This window comes from Pannonibacter sp. I15F10I1 (assembly GCF_900185665.1).
In the GTDB taxonomy this organism is placed as follows: domain Bacteria; phylum Pseudomonadota; class Alphaproteobacteria; order Rhizobiales; family Stappiaceae; genus Pannonibacter; species Pannonibacter indicus.
The window spans coordinates 125,424-144,354 of sequence record NZ_FYAN01000002.1; the positions used below are offsets into that span (position 1 = coordinate 125,424).

Genomic DNA, 18,931 nt, shown 5'->3' on the forward strand with positions numbered 1-18,931 from the left:
ATTCAGGGCGCCTCAGGCAAGGCAGCACCGTTTGCGGTTCAACAGGAGAACCGCAGCAGGCGCCTCACGCGGGCGCAGGATTTGGGTGAAGTGCAAGGCCCGGAGACTCGGGATCACCGGGCCGCAGCATCAGGCGGCTGCCTGCAGGCGGGCCTTCTGGGCCGCAAAGGCCCAGTTGAGCCAGGGCAGAAGCGCCGCAACGCTGTCCGGATCCACCGTCGCACCGCACCAGATGCGGAAGCCCGTCGGGGCATCGCGGTACGAGCCGATGTCATAGGCGACACCTTCGGCTTCCAGCGCGGAGGCCATGGCCTTGGCGAATGCCGCCTGCCCCGCATCGTCCAGCGCCGTCACTGCCGGATCAACGATCTTCAGGCAGACGGAGGTGTTGGAGCGGGTGGCCGGATCAACGGCGAGGAAGTCCACCCACGGGGTCTCTTCCACCCAGCGGGCGATATGCCCGGCGCTGGTGTCGGCGCGGCCGATCAGGGCCTTCAGACCGCCGATGGAGGATGCCCATTCCAGCGCGTCGATATAGTCCTCGACGCAGAGCATGGATGGGGTGTTGATGGTCTCGCCCTTGAAGATGCCTTCGATCAGCTTGCCCTTGGAGGTCAGGCGGAAAATCTTCGGCAGCGGCCAGGCGGGGGTGTAGCTCTCCAGCCGGGCAACAGCGCGCGGGCTGAGGATCAGCATGCCGTGGGCACCTTCACCGCCGAGCGCCTTCTGCCAGGAGAAGGTGACCACATCGAGCTTGGCGAAGTCCAGCTCCTGCGCAAAAGCGGCAGAGGTGGCATCGCAGATGACGAGACCTTCCCGGTCTGCCGGGATCCAGCCGGCATCCGGCACGCGCACGCCGGACGTGGTGCCGTTCCAGGTGAAGACCACGTCGCGGCTGAAATCGACGCTGCCAAGGTCCGGCAACTCGCCATAGGGCGCTTCGATGGTGCGGGCATCCAGCTTCAGCTGCTTGACCACATCGGTCACCCAGGTGGAGCCGAAGCTTTCCCAGGCGAGCATATCGACGCCACGCGCGCCGAGCAGCGACCACAGGGCCATCTCGACCGCGCCCGTGTCCGAGGCCGGAACGATACCGATGCGGTAGTCCGCAGGCACCTCAAGGATCTCACGGGTCTTGTCGATGGCGAGTTCAAGACGGGTCTTGCCGATCTTGGCGCGGTGGGAGCGGCCAAGGGACTTCACGTCCAGCGCGGCGGCAGACCAGCCGGGGCGCTTGGCGCAAGGACCAGACGAAAAATGGGGATTGGCCGGGCGCTGTGCCGGCTTTGCAGTCGCTGTCATATGCTATCCTCTCAGATAGGTGCTCCTCGTTGGGGAGGAGTGTCCCACTGACTTGGATATGCCCTTCCGGCGGGCCGGTCAAGCCGGATGGAGCCTTGCAGCGCTGCAAAGCGAAAGGCCGGTGCTTGTGGCACCGGCCCCTGAAATGATCCGCGGGGAAGAGGATCAGTAACGGGCAGAGACAGCATTGCCCGAATAGAGCATCGGACGGTTGACCGGGCCAGCCGTATCGAAGTTGTAGCGCACGCCAAGCCGGATTTCGTGAGCGGCCAGATCCTTGTACTTGATCCGGCTCTGACCGGTGCCGACGTTGTTCAGCTGAACCGTACGGGCCTCGCCCAGGTTCTTGTAGCGGTAGCCAAGATCAATGTCCCAGTTCGGCGTCACCGCATAGGAGGTACCGGCCATCAGCGCCCAGGCGAAGTTCCACTTGCCGCTCGACCCGTCGTAGGACGTGTTCACGCCATTCGGGTTGAAGGACTTGGTGTCACGCACATTGACATATGCCGCGCCAACACCGGCACCCACGTAAGGGGTGAAGCCATTCCAGGTGCCAACATCCAGGTAGCCGTTCAGCATCAGCGTCCAGACGTCAATATTCGACGTCTCGCGGGAGTATCCCGGGCTCGCACAGGGATCATTACACGGGGCATGACCCGTGTACTTGGCCGACGGCTCGTAGTCGAACGTCAGATCTGAGCGCAGATAGTCGTTGAACTTGTAACCAATACCCGCACCGATGACGACCGTATCGTTCATCTTGTTGCGGTTAAACCGCAGATCACCGATCACGGGATCACTGAAGCTGCCTTTCGGCGCCTGATAAATCTTGTAGCCGATATCGCCGCGCAGATACCAGCCGCCAGTGGCCGGGACTTCGGGGATATGCTCAATCACAGGAGCCGGCAGATCCATCGCCAGATCCGCAGCCAGTGCTGCCTGCGAGATGAAGATCGCACAGCTCGCCAAAGACAACTGCTTGAAAACGCTGCCCATGTCCTCGTCCTTTGAAACAAGCGTCCGCACCAGCCAGGCTGCGGGGCGCGCTTTGGAACATGTCTTAGATCTAGGGCAAAAGGTTTAAAGGGTGCTTAACCGTATTTCTTTACCAGGATTTTTTACCTTAACCCAAGGTAAACAAGAGCAATCACGTTAGGACTTCATTAATAAAAAAGGCACCCGCCTCTCCAGCAGATGCCTTGTGCTTTTACCGCTCCAAAAAGAGCTTACCTCATCTCAGGATGGTCAGGCCCGTGCAGCGTCTGAGCGTTTCAAGGTGTGATGAACAGCATCAGACGCCTTGGGATGAGCCGGTCCCTCGACGTCAGGCAGCCGAACGCGCGACAACTCCGGCGATCTCATCCACCACATCATTGACCAGCGAGGCGTCATCCCCTTCCGCCATGACACGGATCAGCGGCTCTGTCCCGGACGGACGGATGACCAGCCGGCCGCTGCTGCCAAGGCGCTCACGCCCAGCATCTATGGCCGATTTGACCATGTCACTCTCCAGCGGCTTGCCGCTCTTGTAGCGCACGTTCTTCAGCACCTGCGGAACCGGCACGAACTTGGCACAGACCTCGGAGACCGGGCGGTCCTGCTCACGCACGCAGGCGAGAATCTGCAGGGCCGCAATCAGGCCGTCGCCAGTGGTGGCGAAGTCCGACAGTACGAGATGGCCGGACTGCTCGCCGCCCACGTTGAAGCCATGGGCGCGCATGTGTTCGACCACATAGCGGTCCCCCACCTTGGTGCGGGCCAGCTCCAGCCCGCGTGCTCCCAGGAAACGCTCCAGCCCGAGGTTGGACATGACCGTCGCAACGATGCCGGGGCCCGAGAGCTTGCCTGCCGCATGCCAGCTCTCGGCAACGGTTGCCATCAGCTGGTCGCCATCCACCACCTGACCGCGCTCATCGACGATGATCACCCGGTCCGCGTCACCATCCAGCGCAATGCCGATATCGGCCCGCACTTCGTGCACCTTGCGCGCCAGCGCGTCGGTGGAGGTGGAACCGCAGTCCTGGTTGATGTTGTAGCCGTCCGGATTGACGCCGATGGAGATGACTTCCGCGCCCAGTTCCCACAGCACTGCTGGCGCCACCTTGTAGGCTGCGCCATTGGCGCAATCGACGACGATGCGAAGGCCTTCCAGGCTCATGTCGCGCGGCAGGGTGCGCTTGGCAAATTCGATGTAACGGTCGTGGACGCCGTCAATGCGCTTGGCGCGGCCCAGCTGATCGGCGCTGGCAAGACGCGGCGTCAGGTCGCTGTCCACGAGACGCTCGATTTCGAGCTCGATCTCGTCGCTCAGCTTGAAGCCGTCCGGCCCGAAGAACTTGATGCCATTGTCGGCAAAGGGATTGTGCGACGCCGAGATCATGACGCCGAGATCTGCGCGCAGCGAGCGCGTCAGCATGGCAACAGCCGGCGTAGGCATCGGTCCGAGCAGGAATACTTCGAGGCCAACGGACGTAAAGCCCGCCACCATGGCATTCTCCAGCATGTAGCCGGACAGGCGCGTATCCTTGCCGATCACGACGCGGCTGCGGTGATGGCCATTGCGGAACATGAGGCCCGCCGCCATGGCGACCTTGAGTGCCACTTCCGCCGTCATCGGATGGGTGTTCGCCTTGCCGCGAATGCCGTCGGTTCCGAAATACTTGCGCATGGGTGAATCACTGCCTTTGCGATTGGTCTTGTGCGTCCCTCATACAGCGTTCCGCCGCAGAAGGCCGGTCAAAATTTGTGATCGACTGTTACGATGAAAAACGCCCGGCCTGTAAAGACCGGGCGTCAGGTTATCAAGAAGGAATGACAGCTCAGGCGAGCGGCTGCGGCTCCATGCCTGAGGGCGCACCGCCCTCCCCGCCGCGCTTGGCGCCGGCGGAAGGAACTGCGGAGCTGCGGCCCACCGGCTGGTCATCATCCTCGTCACGAACCGGCGGCTTGCCTGCGAGCAGGTTCTTGATCTCTTCGCCCGACAGGGTTTCGTACTCGATCAAGCCCTTGGCGAGCGTTTCAAGATCGTCCGCACGTTCGGTCAGGATACGGCGGGCTTCGTTGAAGCCATCCTCCACGAACCGGCGCACTTCGGCGTCAATGATACGCGCGGTCTCTTCGGACACGTTCTGCTGGCGGGCAACGGAATGGCCGAGGAACACTTCTTCCTGGTTGTCGCCATAGGCCACCTTACCGAGCTTGTCGGAATAGCCCCACTGGGTGACCATGGCACGGGCGAGACGGGTCGCCTGCTGAATGTCCGAGGAAGCGCCCGAAGTGACATTCTCAAGGCCGAAGATCAGCTCTTCCGCCACGCGCCCGCCCATGATGATCGCAAGGCGCGAAGTCATCTGGGTGTAGCTCATGGAGATTTCGTCACGCTCGGGCAGCTGCATCACCATGCCAAGCGCACGGCCGCGCGGGATGATGGTTGCCTTGTGGACCGGATGGGCCTTCGGCACGCTGAGCGCGACAAGGGCGTGGCCAGCCTCATGATAGGCGGTGCAGCGCTTTTCCTCTTCGGTCATCACCAGCGTGCGGCGCTCGGCGCCCATCATCACCTTGTCCTTGGCGTCTTCGAACTCTGCCATGGTCACGAGGCGCTTGGAACGGCGGGCCGCCAGAAGGGCTGCTTCGTTGACGAGGTTCATCAGATCCGCACCAGAGAAGCCGGGGGTGCCACGGGCAAGAACCTTCACGTCCACATCCGGCGCCAGCGGCACCTTGCGCATGTGCACCTTGAGAATCTTCTCGCGGCCGGTCACATCCGGGTTCGGCACGACGATCTGGCGGTCGAAGCGGCCCGGGCGCAGCAGCGCCGGGTCGAGAACGTCCGGACGGTTGGTCGCAGCGATGATGATGATGCCTTCGTTCGGCTCGAAACCATCCATCTCCACGAGGAGCTGGTTCAGCGTCTGCTCGCGCTCGTCATTGCCGCCGCCGAGACCCGCACCACGATGACGGCCGACCGCGTCGATTTCGTCGATGAAGATGATGCAAGGCGCGTTCTTCTTCGCCTGTTCGAACATGTCGCGCACACGGGATGCACCGACACCGACGAACATTTCGACGAAGTCCGAACCGGAGATGGTGAAGAACGGCACATTGGCCTCGCCTGCCACCGCGCGGGCGGTCAGGGTCTTGCCGGTGCCCGGAGGGCCGACGAGCAGCACACCGCGCGGAATGCGGCCGCCGAGACGCTGGAACTTCTGCGGATCACGCAGGAATTCCACGATTTCCTGAAGGTCTTCCTTGGCCTCGTCAATGCCGGCCACGTCGTCAAAGGTGACGCGGCCATGGGCTTCGGTCAGCAGCTTGGCCTTGGACTTGCCAAAGCCCATCGCCTTGCCGCCGGCACCGCCCTGCATCTGGCGCATGAGGAAGATCCAGACGCCGAGGATGATGATCATCGGCAGCCAGGAAATCAGCGCACCAGCGAGCGAGAAATTCTCTGAAGGCGGGCGGGCCTTGATCAGCACGCCCTTGTTGCGCAGCTCGTCCACATATTGGGTGCCGCTGGGCGCATAGGTCTGGAACTGGCCGCCATTGGTGAAGTTGCCGGTGATCAGCTGATCCTGGATCGTTACATCACGAATCTCACCCTGATCCGCCTGGTTCAGGAACTGCGAGAACGGAATGTCGTTGGACGCCGTTCTCTGGGAAGAGCCCTGAAACAGCTGGAACAACGCGATCAGCAGGAGCGCGATGATCACCCAGAGGGCAAGATTGCGGAAATTTGCGTTCATTTCGATCCCTTGTCCGCCATCAGGCGTCCATCAACGTCGAGGGGTTGCCGGCTACTGTCCCACAAGATAGGTCGGCATAGTGCCCCTGCCAAGGAGTAGCCGCAGTGTTGCGCGGATCAGCTCACTTTTTTGTTAAGCCCGCGCCGGTTTTCAGCAACATCAGCCTCCCTTAGGGCATGTTGCCTGCAGGTGCAATGACGCACCGCCCCGCACTCTTTGCACAGAGCGTCAATTATCCGGCATCATTGCGGACAGGACCTGATCTCCGGTGCGGCGCAGAACCAGTCCCGGCTCCCGCGGCAAGGCCCATGCAAGGCAGGCTGCGCCGTTTTTGCCGCCACCCTCAAGACGCATGACGGCCGGAAGACGGGCGAAAGCAGCAGTGGGGAAACCACTGGCCCTTGCAAGGGTGCGGACTTCCTCCCGCAGCGCTTCATCTTGCCGCAGCTGCGCCACGGGCATGATCCTGAGGCTCCCCTTAACATCCGGCTTGAGGCAGATGCGGTAACGCCCGTCCCAGTGGACGCATTGCCCCAGCAGGAGCTCCACCGCGGCCGGCAAGGAGCGGCCCGGCTCCGGCCAGAGCCGCATGCGCCCGCCCGCCGAAACATCAAACCCCGCCCCCGCCAGCGTCACCCGCAACGGGCCACCGGCAAGAAGGCGGGCATCCAGCGCCTCCAGACGGTCCAGCCGGGGCGGCTGGAGACTGCCGCCCACATGCTGCGCCAGCCGGGCCAGAAGCCGCAGGCGCACCTCTTCGGGCAGCGGCGTCAGGCGCGCAAGGTCGAGACGGGCGAAGTCGGGCACATCACCGGCACAGGCGTCCTTCAGAAGAACATCCACAGCCGCATCAATGGCCTGCGCAGCCCGCGCCATCCGGCGGATGGTGGAACTGATACGCGACGGATCAAACCCCTCAAGCAGCAGCCCGGCTTGAAGCTGGCGCAGGCGCACCCGCTTGTAGGCGGGATTGCTGTTGGAAGGATCATCCACCCAGGAGAGGCCACGGGCAACAAGGGAGGCCTTGAGGCGGGCTCCGGGAACCGTCAGAAAAGGCCGTAGAAGACGCAGACCGAAGGCCCCCCCGGACTGATCCGCCGCCATCGCCGCCAGTCCGTAAACTCCGCTGCCGCGGGTCAGCCGGTCGAAGAATGTTTCGATCTGATCATCGAGATGATGCGCCAGCACCAGCGCCTCCACGCCGGACAGATCCATGGCATCGGCCATCAGCCGGTAGCGCGCCATGCGGGCTTCGGCCTGCAGATTGGTGAGGCCCTCCGGCGCCTGCCAGGTGAGAATTTTCGCGGGAATCTGCAGGGCTTCCGCCTGCTGCACGACAAACCGGACCTCGGCTGCAGCCTCCGGGCGCAAGCCATGATCAACGGTCAGAACCTGAAGCCCGGGCACTGGAAGGCCGGCAGAATGGCGCGCGCGGGCCCAGCCGGCGGTCAGATGGAGGAGCGCAAGAGAATCACCGCCTCCCGAGACGGCCAGCGCAAGCGACGAGAACCGCTCAAGCGGCGCCAAAAGACGCGCGGCCTCATCATCTGAGACCGGAAATGCGCTGGAAAAATCAGGAGCAACGGGCACGCTGCTGTTCGGCGCGGGCCTGATCACGCACCGCCTTCGCCGCATTGGGATATTTCGTCAGAAGCTCGGCATAGGTCGCGCAGGCCGCGCCCGTCTCGCCAAGGCCCTTGAGAGAGAGCCCCAGTTTCAGCAGGCTGTCGGGTGCCTTCGTGTTCTGCGGATGATCGGTATAGGTCTTCAGGAAAGCGTCCGCAGCACCCCGGAAATCCCCCTGCCCATAAAGGCTTTCCCCCAGCCAGTACTGCGCATTGGGCACCTGATCGCTCTGCGGATAGGCCTCAAGGAAGGAGCGGAAGCCCTGTTCGGCGGAGACGTAATCGCCCTGAAGCGCAAAATTATAGGCGTTGTCGTAATCGGTTCTGGGATCGCCGGTCATGCCGAGGCTCGCGATCTGGCCGGAGAACTCACCATTGCCGCTGTTGACGCCCGGCGGCGTGCCGCCCGGGGAGATTGGCTGCTGCTGCGGCTGGCCAAACTGGCCACGTGCCAGCGCCGACAGATCCAGCGGCCCGCTGCCGGAAGGCGCGCCCTCCTGATAGACCTCGTCCTGATAACCGCCACCGGCCGCGAACTCGGCATCACCCGAGCCCCCCGCCGCATTGCTGCCCGGAGCCATCTGCCCGAGAGTGCCCTCTGCGGGTGCCAGACCGGCACCCGCAGTTGCTGCATTGTTGTTCGCGTGCTGCGGCTGCTGAGCCGACGCGGCAGGGCCCGCGTCAGAGCGCTTGCCCGGCTGCTTCTGCCCGCCTTCCAGCTGCTGGAAGCGGTACTCGTTGTCTTCCTGCATCCGGCGCAGCTGATCCTGCAACTCACGCAGCTGATAGCTCAACTGCTCCACCTGACCGTTCAGGCGGCGCATCTGGTCTTCCACTTCGTTGAGGCGCACCTGCGCATCGTTACCGCCACCGCTGCCGAAAAGCTGCGCATTTGCGGACGGCACCGCTGATGCCATCATGCAAACGGCGGCCAGGGCCGCGAGAAGCGTCTTCCATTTCACCATGCTTTACCTCCGGTCTGCCTTCATGGCATCCGATGGATAGCACAGGGCGCGCTGACTTCGGCCAAAATTTGACGGAAACACCGTTCAACCACCAGTTCATATAAAAACAGGCGCGAAGGAAGCCTTCGCGCCTGTCAAATTCTTCACGGGCAGATCAGATCAGCTGCCGGCGCTGTTCAGAACGGTCACAGCGCGGCGGTTCTGGGACCAGCAGCTCTCGTCGTCACACACGGCCACCGGACGCTCCTTGCCATAGGAGATGGTGCGGATGCGCGAAGCCGAAACACCGCGCGAGACGAGGTAGTCGCGGGCAGCGTTTGCACGGCGGGCGCCCAGTGCAATGTTGTACTGACGGGTGCCGCGCTCATCCGCATGGCCTTCCATCGTGATGCTGTAGCGGCTGTAGCTGTTCAGCCACTGCGCCTGCTTGTCGAGGGTCGCCTGCGCCTGACCGCTCAGGGTCGACTGATCGTTTGAGAAGAACACGCGATCGCCGACATTGACCACAAAGTCCTGGCTTGAGCCCGGGGTGGCGTTGGCGCTGCCATCAAGCCCGTCGGTATTGGTGTTGGAGCAGGCAGCCAAGGTCAGCGCAAAACCAATGACAGCCGCCATGCGCGCACCGCGCGCCATCATAGCCGTATTCAACATTCGATAACTCCTCGTCCCGCCGGATCCGGCAAGGTGAACGCATTCTCTACAACAGTGGTTAACAACCGGTTGGCGGCCAGCCCTATCATATAAGAAAGAGCCGGGCACCTCACGTTTTTCTGCGATTCCGGCTCTTCCACACAGGCGTGCCGCCGCCGGAGGCGGCAGCAGATGGCTTCAATCAGTCCAGCAGCGGCGACCAGGCCGGATCCGAGCCGAAGGCCGGAGTGGTGATGCGCTGCTCGTTGTAGCCGGTCAGATCCACGGTCCACACCTGCGGGCCGCCATTGGGGCCCGGCGTGTCGCGGAAGAACGTCAGCACCCGGCCGTTCGGCGCCCAGGCCGGACCTTCGTTATGGTAGCCTTCCGTCAGGATACGCTCACCGCTGCCGTCCGGACGCATCACGCCGATCATGAACCGTCCCTGGTTCTGCTTGGTGAAGGCAATCAGGTCCCCGCGCGGCGACCAGACCGGCGTCGAGTAGCGGCCCGGACCAAAGCTGATGCGCTGCGGATTGGAGCCGTCTGCGCCCATCACGTAAAGCTGCTGGGTGCCGCCCCGGTCGGATTCGAACACCACCTGGCGGCCATCCGGCGAAAAGGACGGGCTCGTGTCAATGGCCGGCGTATTGGTCAGACGGGTCGTGGCGCGCGAGCGCAGGTCCATGGTGAAGATATTGGCATTGCCGCCCTGCTGCAGGCTCATGATCACCCGCTGTCCGTCCGGCGAGAAACGCGGCGCAAAGGTCATGCCGGGGAAGTTGCCGACAATCTCGCGCTGACCGGTCTCGATATTGAGCAGGAAAACGCTCGGATCGGCCCCGGTGTAGGCCATATAGGTGATTTCCTGCGTCGTCGGCGAGAAGCGCGGCGTCAGCACCAGTTCATCGCCACGGGTCAGATACCGCAGGTTGGCGCCGTCCTGATCCATGATGGCCAGACGCTTGACGCGCTTCTGCTTCGGGCCGCTTTCATCGACGAAAACGATACGGGTATCGAAATAGCCCTTTTCACCGGTCAGGCGCTCATAGATGGCATCGGAAATGATATGGCCAAGGCGGCGCCAGTTCTCCGGCGTGGTGAAGAACTGCTGGCCCAGCATCTGCTGGCCGGCGAACACATCCCACAGGCGGAACTCGGCGCGCAGCCGGCCATCCGGCTGGCGGGTGACGGAACCGGAAACGAGCGCCTGCGCCCCGATGGTGCGCCAGTCACCAAAACGCGGGGTCGTCTGGGCGCTCACGTTCTTTTCGATGAAGCTGGCCGGGTCGAGCGGACGGAAAAGCCCGGAGCGGCGCAGATTGTTGGAGATCACCTCCGTCAGCTGACGCGCCAGCTGGGCGTCACCGCCTTCAGGAGAGAAATCCGGCAGGGCGATCGGCATCGGCTCGATCGTGCCCTGCGTGATGTCGATTTCGATCAGGGCGCTGGCCGGCGCAATCATTGCCGCGCCAGACACCGAGATGGCGCAAACCGCCAGCGCCGCACGCAGGGCCGTGGCAAGGCGCCGTTTAATCTGGAAGGCTCTCATCTTCATCGAGGCTCCGGTTTTTCCTAAAGTCCACCAGTCCGTCATTGATGGACAAAATTGATGACAATCTCACGCCAGGCCTCGTATTTGGCCTCTGGCAACGAATAGGGCGCGCATCGCTGCACAGCCCGGATGGTGCTCTGGGCGAGCAACTGCCCATCCACACCGTCTGCCGCCTCTACAACCTGCGGCGTTCCATCCAGTTCCCCGGACGGCGTTAATCTGAACCGCACCTTCACCTCGGCGCTGGTGCCAGCTTGCAGTTGAGGCGGCATCCAGCAGCGCTGGACCGCCTCCCGCAGGCCAGAGATTTCCTGTCCGGTCAGCGTCTGCGTGTCAGACGCCTTGGCCATCGGCGGCACGGCAAGCGCACAAAACAGCAATGCAGTCTGCATCAGGTGCCTGCCCAGCCCGGAATGCCTCGCCCCGCCTGGCCGCCTCATGTGTCAGCCCCCCAGCATCTGGCTTGGGTCGAAGTTGATGATGACCTCACGCCAGGCATCATACTTCTCGGCCGGAAGCGTATAGGGCTGGCAGCGCATGACGGCGCGCACGGCACTGTCGGAAGCGGCCCGGAACGAGGGGTTGCCGCTCGAGTTGATCACCCGGGGAGGCCCTTCCACTTCGCCAGCCATGCTCAGATTGAACTGCAGGCGCACGGCAAGATCCGAAGCTCCCGCAGCACCGACCGGCGGGTTCCAGCACCTTGCGATCTGGCCGCGCAGCGCATCCAGCTCCGACACCGTCATCTTGACGTTGTTGTTGCCCGTGCGGCTGCCCAGGGAGGCGGCCTCCGTGGCACCGGCGGTGCCGCCGCCGGAGGGATCAACCTTGTTCAGCAGCGCGCTGATCTCGTTCGGGTTGAACTTTTCGTCCTTCTTCGGCTGCTGCTGGGCGGTCTGCTGCTGCGGCTTCGGCGGCACTGGCTTGGAACGCGGCGTCACCTTCACCGGCTCGGACATAAGCGGCTTGGGCGCTTCCTCGGCAGGTGCAGCTTCTGCCACGGCCTGCTTGACAGGCTCCGGCTCGGCCTTCGGTGCAGGCTCCGCAGCCGGTTTGACCGGTGCGGGCTTCACCGGGGCAGGCTCTGGCGTTGGCGTGGGTGGCGGCGTCGATGACTCCTGCGCGGCAACAGACTGATTGGTCGGCCGGGGTGTCGGCGGCGTCTGCAGTTCGGTCTTCGCCTCCCCGGCCGTCTTGTCCGGCTCAGGCGCCTTCTTGTTGGCTTCCTTGGCGGTGGACTCGTTCGGCTGTTCCTTCAGCTCCGCGGTCTTTTCACCCTTGTGCAGCTGGGTGAATTCACCAATCGGCACCAGATCAACCGGCAGGGACTCCATCGGCTTGGTGTCAAACGGTTCCGCCCCCGGAAGCGCAACAAGCCCCCAGAGCACAAGAGCCATATGGCCCGAGACGGAAACGATCAAGCCTGTGCGCATGATGCGTCAGGTTCCCTATTCAGCAAGTGTCACAAGCCCAAGGCGCTTGAAGCCGGCAGCGTTGATCCGGCCCATGATCTGCATCATCGTGCCATAGGCCGCCGTCTGATCGCCCTTCACGAAGATCCGCTCCTCGTAGCCGTTTTCGGCAATGGCAGACAGTTTCGGCACCACCTCATCCAGCGCGATCTCGGTGTTCTGGATGAAGATCTTTCCATCCGCCGTCACGGAAATCGTGATCGGCTCATTATCCCCCTGCAGGGGCTTGGCCGCCGTCTGCGGCAGATCCACCGGCACACCGGAGGTCATCAGCGGCGCGGCCACCATGAAAATGATCAGAAGCACCAGCATCACGTCCACGAAGGGGGTGATGTTGATTTCATTCATGGGCGTCGCACGGCGGCCGCCGCGTCTGCGCCGCCCTCCACCGCCGCCGCCCGCTCCAACACTCATACCCATGGGTCAGATCCGTTCGTCAATCTGGCGGGACAGGATGGCCGAGAACTCGTCCGCAAAACCTTCCATGCGGGCGGAGAGCTTGGCCACATCCGTCTGCAGCTTGTTATAGGCAATAACCGCCGGAATTGCGGCAAGCAGGCCGAGAGCCGTTGCCAGCAGAGCTTCGGCGATACCCGGAGCCACGACGGCAAGCGAGGTGTTTTCGGACTGGGCGATGGACTGGAACGCCGTCATGATGCCCCAGACCGTCCCGAACAGGCCGATGAAGGGCGCAGCCGAACCAACCGTCGCCAGAACAAGCAGGCGTGATTCCAGGCGCTCCGTTTCACGCGCGATCGTCACGTCCATCACCCGGTCGATACGCTGCTGCAGGCTGGCAAGAGCCGGCCTTGCGCCTTCATGACTTCGTTTCCATTCGCGCATGGCCGCCACGAACAGGGCAGCCATGGAGTGATTGGCACGGCTCGACAGGGTCTTGTACAGCTCCTCGAGCGACTGGCCCGACCAGAATACAGTTTCAAACCGTGTCATCTGGCGCTTGGTACGGGTAAAAAGCATCGCCTTGTCAACGATGATCGCCCAGCACCAGACCGATGCGATGATCAGACCAAACATCACAAGCTTAACGACGATGTGGGCCTGCCAGAACAGGCCAATGAACGACATGTCGCCATGCGGGGCCGCCATGGTCGTCTGGGCGATTTCATTCATCTAAAAGGGACCTCTTGCCCGTGGAGTTGTCATCATGAGTTAAAAGCACACCAGGAAACCTGTTGTGTCCCGGCGGCTTCGGTTTCCTCCCGGACCTTTGGTCTTCCTGACCGCTGAATTTGGCAAAACTGGGACTGCGCAACGCGCGCAATCTCCCCTAAACAAAAGGATTAAGGTTACTGCCCTGTTAATGACGTTGCGTCGCACAAATTGATTTGATCCCAAAGCCTCAAAAAGCTTCCGGAAAAGCCGCGCAAAGCCGGGTGGTGTTTCTTAACCCGGTTGCACCGGCAGCCTGGCTGCCAGCTCCGGCGGCAGGCGCACCGGACGGCCGGAAGCCAGGATCACCGCAACCACGACCTGAGCCGAGACCAGCAGCGAACCGTCGCGCCAGATTTCCTGTTCCAGCACCAGGCGGGCGCCGCGCGCTTCGCTGAGGCGGGTGCGGACCTCAAGAAGATCATCGATACGGGCCGGCTTCACAAAGCGGATCACCATGTCGCGCACGGCGAAGACAATCGGCTGTCCGTGGCTGCCGTCGGCGAGCGCCGCATGATGCACACCGCAAGCCCGCAGCAGTTCCGTCCGGCCGCGCTCGAAGAACCGGACATAGGACCCGTGATAAACGAGCCCGCTGAAATCCGTGTCCTCATAATAGATACGGACAGGAAGGACGTGCACACCTTCCACGATCCGGCCATCGGTGGTGCTGTCTTGCTGCGTCATGATGCCATCTGAACTCCCTGCCCGGCCGCATATGCGCGAAACGCCCGGCGCTTGCAAGCCCGCAATGGGCCGGCCAGCACCGGGCGTTCCGGATCCGTCTTCAGATGTTCTGAGGTCAGGCGGCCGCCACCTCGCGCAGGAAGCGTTCCACCGACCGGCGCAGCGTATCGGCCTGCTGCTTCATGGTGAGCGTGGCTTCCTGCATGGCCGAGGCCGACCCGGAGTTCTCGGAAATATCCGCATTGAGTGCAGCCACCGCATTGGCCACGGCCATGGTGCCATGCGCCGCCTCTGCCACATTGCGGGAAATCTCGCCCGTCGCCGAACCCTGCTCGCGCACGGCGCCGGCAATGGAGGCCGTGTAGGTGTTCACCTCTTCCATCGAATTGGTGACATCGGCGATCTCTTCAACGGCTTCTGCCGTGGAGTTCTGGATGGCAGAGATCTGGGCGGAAATTTCTTCCGTCGCCTTGGAGGTCTGGGTTGCCAGTTCCTTCACTTCCGCGGCCACGACCGCAAAGCCCCGTCCGGCCTCACCTGCACGCGCCGCCTCGATGGTGGCGTTGAGGGCGAGGAGGTTCGTCTGTTCGGCAATGGCGCGGATCAGGTCCACGACTTCACCGATCTTGTTTGCGGCATTGGCAAGCCCTGCAATCTTCTGGTTCGACGACTGGGCATTGGCCGTGGTGCGGCCGACAACATCCGCAGTCGTGGCAACCTGCCGGGCGATTTCAGCGATGGAGGCATTCAGTTCTTCCGTCGCACTGGCGACCGCCTGCACGTTGGAGGACGCATTCTCCGCATCACCGGCGGCCTGAGCCCCGCGATGGGAGGCCGTGTCGGAACGGCTGCTCAGAATAACCGATGTTTCCTCCACGCGGACGAGATTGCTCTCCACCTCCGCCAGCAGCGCCTGCGCCTCTTCCCGGAATCCTGCAATCAGTCCGTCAATGTGCTTCTCGCGCTGCTCGCGGGCCACATGTCCGGCGCGGCGCTCCTCGGCCAGCCGTTCGCGCTCAAGCGAGTTCTCCTTGAAGACCTCGATGCAACGGGCCATCTGGCCGATTTCATCGCCCCGTTCCAGAGCATTGATGGCCACCGAAAGATCACCATCCGCAATCTGGCGGGCCGTGACGGACAGGGACTGCAGCGGCGCAAACATACGGCTGGTCAGCCACCACATGACGGCAACGATCGGCAGCAGGCAGGCAATGCCCGCGATGACCGCACCCCAGGTGATCTGACGCGCTGCCGCGTTCAGTTCTGCGCTTTCGACAGCGGCACCGACACCAAACGGCTTGTCGACGCTCTGGCCATCCGTCACGGTGTAGCGGTAAGCATTGCCGCCCAGTGTCACCAGGCCATCGCCGGAGCGGATGGCATCAAAGCGGAAAGCCTGCGGCGCCTTGTCGCCATCGAACACAGCGACATTTCCGGCCGCATCCACAAGCAGGGCAAGTTCCGTCTCGCCAATGCCGCCCTTTGCGGAGATCAGACCCGCCAGCTTGGTCATGTCGACCGTGTAGCCGATGACGCCGAAGAACCGGTCATGCGAGAAGACGGGGGTTGCCAGCGTCAGGCGCACACTGCCGTCCGGCGCAACGAGGAAGCCCGAGGACGTGACCCTTGGCAACGCCGTCTCTGTCCTTTCCGGGATATCGAGAATGGCTTTCGCTGCCGCCGTCAGCGGGCCACCCTGCAGTTCGGGTGAACTGAGGTTGCGGGCGAACTCCTCCCCCTTCATGTAGCTGTAGATGACATTGCCATCGAGATCGATGAGCTGAATGTCCTTGAACAGCCCCTGATCCACGAAAGAGCCAATAGCCATGTGGATGGGCTTGTGGTTGTTTGCGTAGAAGTTGCCTGCGCTCGATTCCACCAGCAAATGCCGCTCGTCCGGTCCATGCGGGTTGTCATCGATAAAGGTCTTGCGGAGCTGTTCGGTCTGATTTTCCTTCAGCACCTTCCAGCCGGCGGTCATTTTCATGACCGCATCCTTGGCGTCGGACACCGATGCAAAGAAGCGGGCGGCATCGACACGCTGCTCGAGGGCAAGTTCCAGCGTGCGGTATTTACCGAGTGTTGCGCTTGAAAGTGCCTTGCTCGCCTGACTGTCGGCTACGTCCCCCGCGAGCCGTGCCGTGACAATGACAATGGCAAGGCACATAATGGCTGCACCGGCGAAAAACATCGCGGCAACCTTGTTGGACAAGCGGTTACGGATCATATGGGGTTCCTCCCTGAACTGGGAGGATCGTGAGCATACTTCCCCAAAAAAGCCTTAATCAGCGCCGGAAATAAGATACAAGGCGCCGAAATACTAACTTAATGAACATTTTTGATTGCAGTTTCTGGCAATGCACAACGTGACAGGTATTTTTCCTTAGGTCACACTTCAGCATCATCCGCGAACAGTCCAAGTTGCGGCGCAGCAGAACTTTGCGGCACTGCGAGACCCAGATGCCGGAAGGCCTGCGCCGTCAGAACCCGCCCGCGCGGCGTGCGCTGCAGGAAGCCGTTCTGAATGAGATAGGGCTCGACGATTTCTTCAATGGCATCGCGCGGTTCAGACAGGGCCGCAGCAATCGTTTCGATGCCCACCGGTCCACCGCCGAAGTTGAGCGCGATCTGGTTGAGATAGCGCCGGTCGAGACTGTCCAGCCCCGCCCCGTCCACTTCCAGCTGGGACAGCGCCCGGTCCGCCATCGCCCGGTCCACCGTGTCGTTCCCGGCAAAGACCGCAAAATCCCGCACCCGGCGCAGCAGGCGCCCGGCGATGCGCGGCGTGCCGCGGGCGCGCTTGGCAATTTCCCTTGCCCCATCTGGCGCCATGCCGATGCCGAGAATCCGCGCGCCCCGGTTGACGATCAGCTCCAGCTCCTCGACCGTATAGAACTCCAGCCGCACCGGAATGCCGAAACGGTCCCGCAGCGGCGTGGTCAGCAGGCCAAGGCGCGTGGTCGCGGCGACAAGCGTGAACTTTGCCAGATCGATCTTCACCGAGCGGGCGGCAGGCCCCTCGCCGATGATCAGATCGAGCTGGAAATCCTCCATCGCCGGATAGAGCACTTCCTCCACCGCCGGGCTGAGCCGGTGGATTTCGTCGATGAAGAGCACGTCACGCTCTTCCAGATTGGTCAGAAGCGCCGCGAGATCGCCTGCCTTGGCGATGACCGGACCGGAGGTGGCGCGGAAGTTCACGCCGAGTTCGCGCGCCATGATCTGTGCCAGCGTCGTCTTGCCAAGACCCGGAGGCCCGACAAACAGCACATGATCCAGCGCCTCGCCGCGGGCTTTTGCCGCACCGATGAAGACCTTGAGATTGGCTCGCGCCTGCGCCTGACCGACAAAATCATCCAGCGCCTGCGGGCGCATGGTGGTGTCGATTTCGTCACCGCGAATTTCCGGCGTGACGAGGCGTTCGGTCTTCTCCATACGCTTTCAACTCCAGACCCCGCCCGTGGCGGAGTGATTGGCACAAGCCCAAACGGTGCTTGAGCAGATCGGGGGCGCGGTACGTCAGCGCCTCAAAGTCCCGGTATTCCCTTGCCGCCTTCTTACTGGGCCAGTTCCTTCAGGCCAAGGCGGATGAGCGTTTCGGTGGTGGCATCCTCGCCGGCGGACTTCACCGCGCGGGCGACGGCCGCACTGGCCTGCGCCTGGGCATAGCCCAGATTGGTCAGCGCCGAAACAGCTTCCGCGACAGGGCGGGCGGCGACATTCTCGCTCACCGTCTGAGCCACCGCCAGAGTGTCAGCATCAAGGCTGGAATAGCCCGGCGCCTTGTCCTTCAGCTCGATCACCAGCCGTTCGGCCACGCGCTTGCCGACGCCCGGTGCACGTGCCAGCGCCGCCTTGTCCCCCAGCGCGATGGCGGTTGCCACTTCGCTGGCCTTCAGCACGCTGAGCACGGCCAGAGCCACCTTGGCACCGACGCCCTGCACCGTCATCAACAGGCGGAACCACTCGCGCTCGGCATCGGAGGAGAAACCGTAGAGCCGGATCATGTCCTCGCGCACGATGGTCTCGATGAAGAGCACCGTCGCCTCACCGGCGCGCGGCAATCCCTGCAGCACCCGCGAGGGGCAGAACACCTGATAACCCACGCCGTGGACATCGAGAATGAGGTGGTCGTCACCGTAACTGTCGACCGTACCCTTGAGCTTGCCGATCATGCTGCACCCCGTGCCAATGCCTCAGCCTTTGCCCGCACCGCCGAGGTCTTGCGATGGTGCGCGTGACAGATGGCGATTGCCAGGGCATCCGCCGCATCATCCGTATCAAACTGCGCCTTTGGCAGCAGGATCTTCACCATGTGGCGGATCTGGTCCTTTTCGGCATGCCCCGTGCCCACCACGGTCTTCTTCACGAGATTGGGCGCATATTCGGCCACTTCCAGCCCGTGCAGCGAGGGCACCAGCAGCGCAATGCCGCGCGCCTGGCCGAGCTTCAGCGTCGCACCGGCGTCCTTGTTGACGAAGGTCAGCTCAACGGCAGCCTCCTGCGGCGCATTCTCGTCGATGACCTTCTGCAGCCCGTCATGCAGCTGCACCAGCCGGGCAGCCAGTTCCCGCTTGTCATCCGACGTGACGGTTCCGGCGGCAACAAAGGTCAGCCGGTTGCCCAGCGCCTCAATGAGGCCCCAGCCGGTACGGCGCAGGCCGGGATCAATCCCGAGAATTCGAATCGGATGCATCATAGAACAAACCGGTAACAAAACTCTGGCCTTGACGCTAGTGCGAGGGGCTTCTAACGCAGGCAAGCTGCGAAGTTATCCCGC

The 18,931-nt window shown here is 62.8% G+C and carries 18 protein-coding genes; 1 reads left to right on the forward strand and 17 read right to left on the reverse strand.

Annotation, left to right across the window (positions count from 1 at the left end; translation table 11 throughout):
- Positions 1-129: 129 nt before the first annotated feature.
- The 5 genes from IF10I1_RS00505 to tilS form a co-directional block, all read right to left on the reverse strand.
- Positions 130-1,302 carry a phosphoserine transaminase gene (locus tag IF10I1_RS00505; protein WP_186391780.1) on the reverse strand — a complete coding sequence of 391 codons (1,173 nt, stop codon included), beginning with the start codon at positions 1,300-1,302 and terminating at the stop codon, positions 130-132.
- Positions 1,303-1,467: 165 nt separating this feature from the next.
- Positions 1,468-2,298 carry an outer membrane protein gene (locus tag IF10I1_RS00510; RefSeq protein ID WP_122522008.1) on the reverse strand — a complete coding sequence of 277 codons (831 nt, stop codon included), beginning with the start codon at positions 2,296-2,298 and terminating at the stop codon, positions 1,468-1,470.
- 328 nt (positions 2,299-2,626) lie between these two features.
- Positions 2,627-3,970, reverse strand: a complete 1,344-nt coding sequence (gene glmM / locus IF10I1_RS00515) for a phosphoglucosamine mutase (protein ID WP_123195135.1) — start codon at positions 3,968-3,970, stop codon at positions 2,627-2,629.
- Between the two features lie 151 nt (positions 3,971-4,121).
- Complete coding sequence (gene ftsH, locus IF10I1_RS00520; protein WP_050472484.1) at positions 4,122-6,047, reverse strand: ATP-dependent zinc metalloprotease FtsH; 1,926 nt, start codon at positions 6,045-6,047, stop codon at positions 4,122-4,124.
- A 228-nt stretch (positions 6,048-6,275) separates the two neighbouring features.
- Entirely contained in the window at positions 6,276-7,499 is a 1,224-nt protein-coding gene (gene tilS / locus IF10I1_RS00525; protein ID WP_244293670.1) for a tRNA lysidine(34) synthetase TilS, read from the reverse strand.
- Here tilS and IF10I1_RS22915 point away from each other — a divergent pair.
- Entirely contained in the window at positions 7,422-7,598 is a 177-nt protein-coding gene (locus IF10I1_RS22915) for a hypothetical protein (RefSeq protein ID WP_244284631.1), read from the forward strand. The genes tilS and IF10I1_RS22915 overlap by 78 nt on opposite strands.
- A 22-nt stretch (positions 7,599-7,620) precedes the next feature.
- On the opposite strand, the gene ybgF is transcribed toward IF10I1_RS22915, so the two are convergent.
- From ybgF to ruvC, 12 genes are all read right to left on the reverse strand, one after another.
- Positions 7,621-8,637: a tol-pal system protein YbgF gene (ybgF, locus tag IF10I1_RS00530; protein ID WP_186391778.1), complete on the reverse strand. Its 1,017-nt coding sequence runs from the start codon at positions 8,635-8,637 to the stop codon at positions 7,621-7,623.
- Between the two features lie 159 nt (positions 8,638-8,796).
- Positions 8,797-9,288, reverse strand: coding sequence for a peptidoglycan-associated lipoprotein Pal (gene pal, locus IF10I1_RS00535; protein WP_050472481.1), 492 nt, complete (start codon positions 9,286-9,288; stop codon positions 8,797-8,799).
- 181 nt (positions 9,289-9,469) lie between these two features.
- Positions 9,470-10,825 (reverse strand): Tol-Pal system beta propeller repeat protein TolB, encoded by a 1,356-nt coding sequence (gene tolB, locus IF10I1_RS00540; protein WP_050472480.1) that lies wholly within the window; start codon positions 10,823-10,825, stop codon positions 9,470-9,472.
- Between the two features lie 35 nt (positions 10,826-10,860).
- Positions 10,861-11,214, reverse strand: coding sequence for a cell envelope integrity protein TolA (locus tag IF10I1_RS00545; protein ID WP_186391777.1), 354 nt, complete (start codon positions 11,212-11,214; stop codon positions 10,861-10,863).
- 51 nt (positions 11,215-11,265) lie between these two features.
- A complete protein-coding gene (locus tag IF10I1_RS00550; protein WP_186391776.1) occupies positions 11,266-12,255 on the reverse strand; it encodes a cell envelope biogenesis protein TolA in 990 nt (329 codons plus the stop codon).
- A 15-nt stretch (positions 12,256-12,270) separates the two neighbouring features.
- On the reverse strand, positions 12,271-12,714 hold the full coding sequence (gene tolR / locus IF10I1_RS00555; protein ID WP_058898788.1) for a protein TolR: 444 nt from the start codon (positions 12,712-12,714) through the stop codon (positions 12,271-12,273).
- A 3-nt stretch (positions 12,715-12,717) separates the two neighbouring features.
- Complete coding sequence (tolQ, locus tag IF10I1_RS00560; protein WP_050472476.1) at positions 12,718-13,425, reverse strand: protein TolQ; 708 nt, start codon at positions 13,423-13,425, stop codon at positions 12,718-12,720.
- Between the two features lie 273 nt (positions 13,426-13,698).
- Complete coding sequence (gene ybgC, locus IF10I1_RS00565; RefSeq protein ID WP_186424300.1) at positions 13,699-14,151, reverse strand: tol-pal system-associated acyl-CoA thioesterase; 453 nt, start codon at positions 14,149-14,151, stop codon at positions 13,699-13,701.
- Between the two features lie 115 nt (positions 14,152-14,266).
- A complete protein-coding gene (locus IF10I1_RS00570) occupies positions 14,267-16,378 on the reverse strand; it encodes a methyl-accepting chemotaxis protein (RefSeq protein ID WP_186424301.1) in 2,112 nt (703 codons plus the stop codon).
- Between the two features lie 161 nt (positions 16,379-16,539).
- Positions 16,540-17,586, reverse strand: coding sequence for a Holliday junction branch migration DNA helicase RuvB (gene ruvB, locus IF10I1_RS00575; protein WP_058898785.1), 1,047 nt, complete (start codon positions 17,584-17,586; stop codon positions 16,540-16,542).
- Positions 17,587-17,708: 122 nt separating this feature from the next.
- Complete coding sequence (gene ruvA / locus IF10I1_RS00580) at positions 17,709-18,326, reverse strand: Holliday junction branch migration protein RuvA (RefSeq protein ID WP_186424302.1); 618 nt, start codon at positions 18,324-18,326, stop codon at positions 17,709-17,711.
- Complete coding sequence (ruvC, locus tag IF10I1_RS00585) at positions 18,323-18,850, reverse strand: crossover junction endodeoxyribonuclease RuvC (RefSeq protein ID WP_050472471.1); 528 nt, start codon at positions 18,848-18,850, stop codon at positions 18,323-18,325. The genes ruvA and ruvC overlap by 4 nt, the downstream gene beginning before the upstream one ends.
- Positions 18,851-18,931: the final 81 nt, after the last annotated feature.